5 protein-coding genes and 1 tRNA gene are annotated in these 3673 nt (G+C 67.6%); 4 read left to right on the top strand and 2 right to left on the bottom strand.

The annotated features are described in order from the left end of the window. On the bottom strand, positions 1–760 hold a 760-nt coding region (locus tag WH07_RS32355; RefSeq protein WP_232789137.1), incomplete at its 3' end, for a DUF3631 domain-containing protein. 63 nt (positions 761–823) lie between these two features. On the opposite strand from WH07_RS32355, the gene WH07_RS40055 reads away from it, so the two are divergent. From WH07_RS40055 to WH07_RS32340, 4 genes are all read left to right on the top strand, one after another. Then, positions 824–1009 carry a hypothetical protein gene (locus WH07_RS40055; protein ID WP_157877473.1) on the top strand — a complete coding sequence of 62 codons (186 nt, stop codon included), beginning with the start codon at positions 824–826 and terminating at the stop codon, positions 1007–1009. 138 nt (positions 1010–1147) lie between these two features. Next, positions 1148–1666, top strand: coding sequence for a helix-turn-helix domain-containing protein (locus tag WH07_RS32350; protein WP_046508058.1), 519 nt, complete (start codon positions 1148–1150; stop codon positions 1664–1666). Between the two features lie 133 nt (positions 1667–1799). Beyond that, the gene (locus WH07_RS32345; RefSeq protein ID WP_063775866.1) at positions 1800–2105 is read left to right on the top strand and encodes a helix-turn-helix domain-containing protein; all 306 of its coding nucleotides are present in this window, start codon (positions 1800–1802) and stop codon (positions 2103–2105) included. Between the two features lie 10 nt (positions 2106–2115). After that, positions 2116–3354 carry a tyrosine-type recombinase/integrase gene (locus WH07_RS32340; protein WP_046508057.1) on the top strand — a complete coding sequence of 413 codons (1239 nt, stop codon included), beginning with the start codon at positions 2116–2118 and terminating at the stop codon, positions 3352–3354. A 96-nt stretch (positions 3355–3450) separates the two neighbouring features. On the opposite strand, the gene WH07_RS32335 is transcribed toward WH07_RS32340, so the two are convergent. After that, positions 3451–3535: transfer RNA gene (locus WH07_RS32335), tRNA-Ser, on the bottom strand. Positions 3536–3673: the final 138 nt, after the last annotated feature.

The following is a 3673-nucleotide window of genomic DNA, read 5'->3' as shown; positions in this document are numbered from 1 at the left end:
CGACGATCACGAGGGGTTCCCAGGTGTCGGCGGCGCGGTCCTCTACCGGCATGGAGGGCTCTAGGAGCAGGGCCCGGCCGGTTAGGGGCGCGGCCCACCGGGCGAGACGGGCGCGCAGTTCGTGCAGGGCGGGGCTGTCGCGCTTGGTGCGGTAGGGGCTGACGCGCTCGCCCTCGGCTCGGCGGCGCATGCGGATCACGACCGACCGGTCCATGATCGTGTCGGGGAGGTCGCCGATGCCTGCCAGTGCGGCCATGGCGAAGGTGTGGAAGCGGTGGGGGGTGTGGTCGTTGCCGACCACGCGCAGGACGTAGCGGTCGCGTTGGTGCCCGGCGTTCAGGAGGCCGCGCATCTCCTCGTTCTTCTCGGCCTGCTTGGGGGTGCCGAAGATGGTGTCGGCCTCGTCGACGAGCAGAGTCGGGGGCTCTTCGGTGATGGAGCGGAAGACCGCGGCGGCGGTGGAGTTGACCGTGATGACGGGGTTGTGGACGGTCTCGGTCAGGATGTCGAGCAGGCGGGACTTGCCGCATCGTTTCGCGGGGCCGACCACGGCCAGGCGCGGGGCGTGCTGCCATGAGGGCTGCAGGTGGGTGGCGGCGGTCCACAGCACCGCAGCGTCCAGTGCCTCCTCGCTGGGCAGGATCACGAAGCGGGCTATCGCCGCCCTGAGCTGGTCCAGGAGGGCAGCGCCGTTGCCGGCGGTGACATCGGGATCCGGTTGCGCTGCGTGGGCGGGGCCGGGGCGGGTATCGTCGTTCAAGGAGATTCCTCACTCGACGGCTCCGGGGGGCAACCCGGTCCGTCGTTGGTCTGCTGTCCAGGGATGGGCGGTGTCGAGGTTTCCGATCAGCCCCCGGTGTTCGTAGCGCCGGGGGTTTTGTCTGTCTCCGGCGGCGTGATCGCCGCCCTCAACCTCCTTCAGGTTCGGATTTCCATGCTGGCCTATCTGTTGTACTACCCTCAGCGCATGGATGTCAAACCGATAGTCGGTTGGATTATCGATTCCTGACTGGCATAGTGCCAGCTCGCGTGATCGTGTGACCTGTGTCACTCCTGGCTTCATGCGCCTTTCGGTTGGAGATTCAATGCTGATATGGTTTAGCTATGGGCTCCGGTGCAGTGCCGGTGCAGCCGAGAGGAGGTGATCATGGACAAGCCCAAGGAGCGCCGCCTCATCCCCAGCGAGGGGGAGGCCCTGGTGGCGCACAACCTGAAGATCATGCGGAAGGCCGCCCGGCTGTCCCAGGACGATGTCGCCGAGCGCATGAGGCGCCTCGGCTTCAAGTTCCACCAGACCCAGATCGCGAAGATCGAGAACGGCACCCGGTCCATCCCGTTCGACGAGGTCATCGGCCTGGCCAAGGCGCTGAACCTGCCCGCCGAGTACTTCATGACCCAGGCCGTAGCCAACCCGGACGATCCCCACTACGAACTCCAGGAAGCGGGCTTCCGCCTCCAGGACCTGGAGAAGGAGTGGAGAGCCGCCCAGGACCTCGCCGACGCCGCGAAGAGGCGCCTCGAAGAAGCCGAGCGTGAATACGACGAGATCGCCGAACGCCTCGGCGTCGACGTCACCCCCACCGGCGATGAGCTGACGTTCTACCCGGCCCCCAACTCGCCCGAGGACCCCCTCCGTAACGACCCGGGTACTCCCGCCGCCGAGTAGCCGCACCACCCTCTCCCGCCCGTCCCCTGGTGCTACGAACGCCGAGGGCCGCCCTGCGGACCCCTTTCACACCGCCCATCCCACACAGCAACCACGGCTGCGCGTTGCCCCCGCGCCGCCGGGAGGAATCTCCGTGCCCGAAACGCCCATCTCCGCTGCCCTGTTGGCTGATGCCCTCGGCATGACCGAGCAACAGCTCCTCGACCTCGTCCAGGCCAACACCAACACCGCGTACGACCCCACGCTGGTCGCGCTCACCGTCGAGGAGGCCGCTCGCCGCCTCGGCGTCGGCCGGACCACGATGTACGCACTCCTCGCCTCCGGTGAGATCCCGTCCGTGACGATAGGCCGCCTGCGCCGCATCCCGGCCGAGGCGCTGAGCGACTACGTTGCCGCCCGGACCCAGATTGCCCAGTCGACCGTCGCTCTCGTGGCCTGAGGGGGCAGTCATGGCGAAGTCCCGGCAGCCCAACGGCGCATCATCGATCCACTTCGGCAAGGACGGCTACTGGCACGGCTACGTCACCGTTGGCGTCAAGGACAACGGCAAGCCCGACCGCCGCCACGTCATGCGCAAGACCCGCGCCGACGCCACCAAGGCTGTCCGCGAGCTGGAGCGGAAGCGTGACTCCGGCAGCGTGCCGAAGGCAGGCCAGACCTGGACAGTCGAGTCCTGGCTGACCCACTGGGTCGAGAACATCGCCGCGCTGCACGTCTCCGAGAACACCATCGACGGCTACCGCGTCGCCGTCTACCACCACCTCATACCCGGCCTCGGCGCGCACCGCCTGGCGAAGCTGGAGCCCGAACACCTTGAACGCTTTTACAAGAAGATGCAGGACAACGGCAGTTCGGCCGGTACCGCGCACCAGGTCCACCGCACCGTTCGCGCGGCTCTCAACGAGGCCAAGCGCCGCCGTCACCTCACCGACAACCCAGCAACGATCGCCAAAGCCCCTCGCTTGGAGGAGGAAGAGGTGGTGCCGTACACGGTCGAGGAGGTCCAGATCCTCCTCGAAGTGGCCAACCGGCAACGGAACTCAGCGCGCTGGGTGATCGCTCTGGCCCTCGGGCTGCGCCAAGGGGAGGTGCTCGGGCTCAAGTGGACGGACGTCGACTTCGACCTCGGGGTCCTGGTCGTCCACCGAGGTCGGCTGCGGCCCCGGTACCAGCACGGCTGCGGGGACCGCTGCGGGCGAAAGCCCGGGTACTGCCCGCAGAAGGTCAACATCCGCCGTGAGACCAAGGACACCAAGTCCCGCGCCGGACGGCGGCCCATCGGCGTCCCCGAGGAGCTGATGAAGCTCCTCTCGAAGCACCGGGAGGAACAGGACCGTGAACGCCGCCTCGCCCGCGACCTGTGGGTGGAGAAGGGCTACGTCTTCACCTCGCCGACCGGTGAACCGCTCAACCCGAACACGGACCACCGCAAGTGGAAGGAACTCCTGGGGGCTGCCGGTCTGCGGGACGGCCGCCTGCACGACGCCCGCCACACCGCCGGCACCATCCTGCTGATCCTCGGGGTTCCCGGCACCGTCGTGGACGCGATCATGGGCTGGGAGCCGGGCCAGTCGGCCCGGATGCGCCGCCGCTACCAGCACCTGACCGACCGCGTCCTCAAGGACACAGCCGCCAAGGTCGGCGGACTCCTCTGGACCAGGGCGGACCAGCAGCCACCCGCTGACTGATCTCGCCAACTGCAACTAAAACTGCAACTACGAACGTCGATGGGCCCCGCAGCAAGCTGCGGGGCCCATCGACGTTATGCCCGGTGAGAGCATGAGCGGAGGATACGAGATTCGAACTCGTGAGGGGTTGCCCCCAACACGCTTTCCAAGCGTGCGCCCTAGGCCTCTAGGCGAATCCTCCGCCGCAAACAATACAAGACGCTGAGGCGTGCTCGCGAACTCGTTGTGGGGGGTGGGGATCGGGTAGGGTGGGCGCAGCCCCTCACGTGGCGCTATCTGACTGAACTCCCCCAGGGCCGGAAGGCAGCAAGGGTAGGTC

The sequence above is a fragment of the Streptomyces odonnellii genome (assembly GCF_000981895.1).
In the GTDB taxonomy this organism is placed as follows: domain Bacteria; phylum Actinomycetota; class Actinomycetes; order Streptomycetales; family Streptomycetaceae; genus Streptomyces; species Streptomyces odonnellii.
Note: the sequence above shows the minus strand (reverse complement) of the source record. Positions and strands in the feature narration are given on the sequence as shown.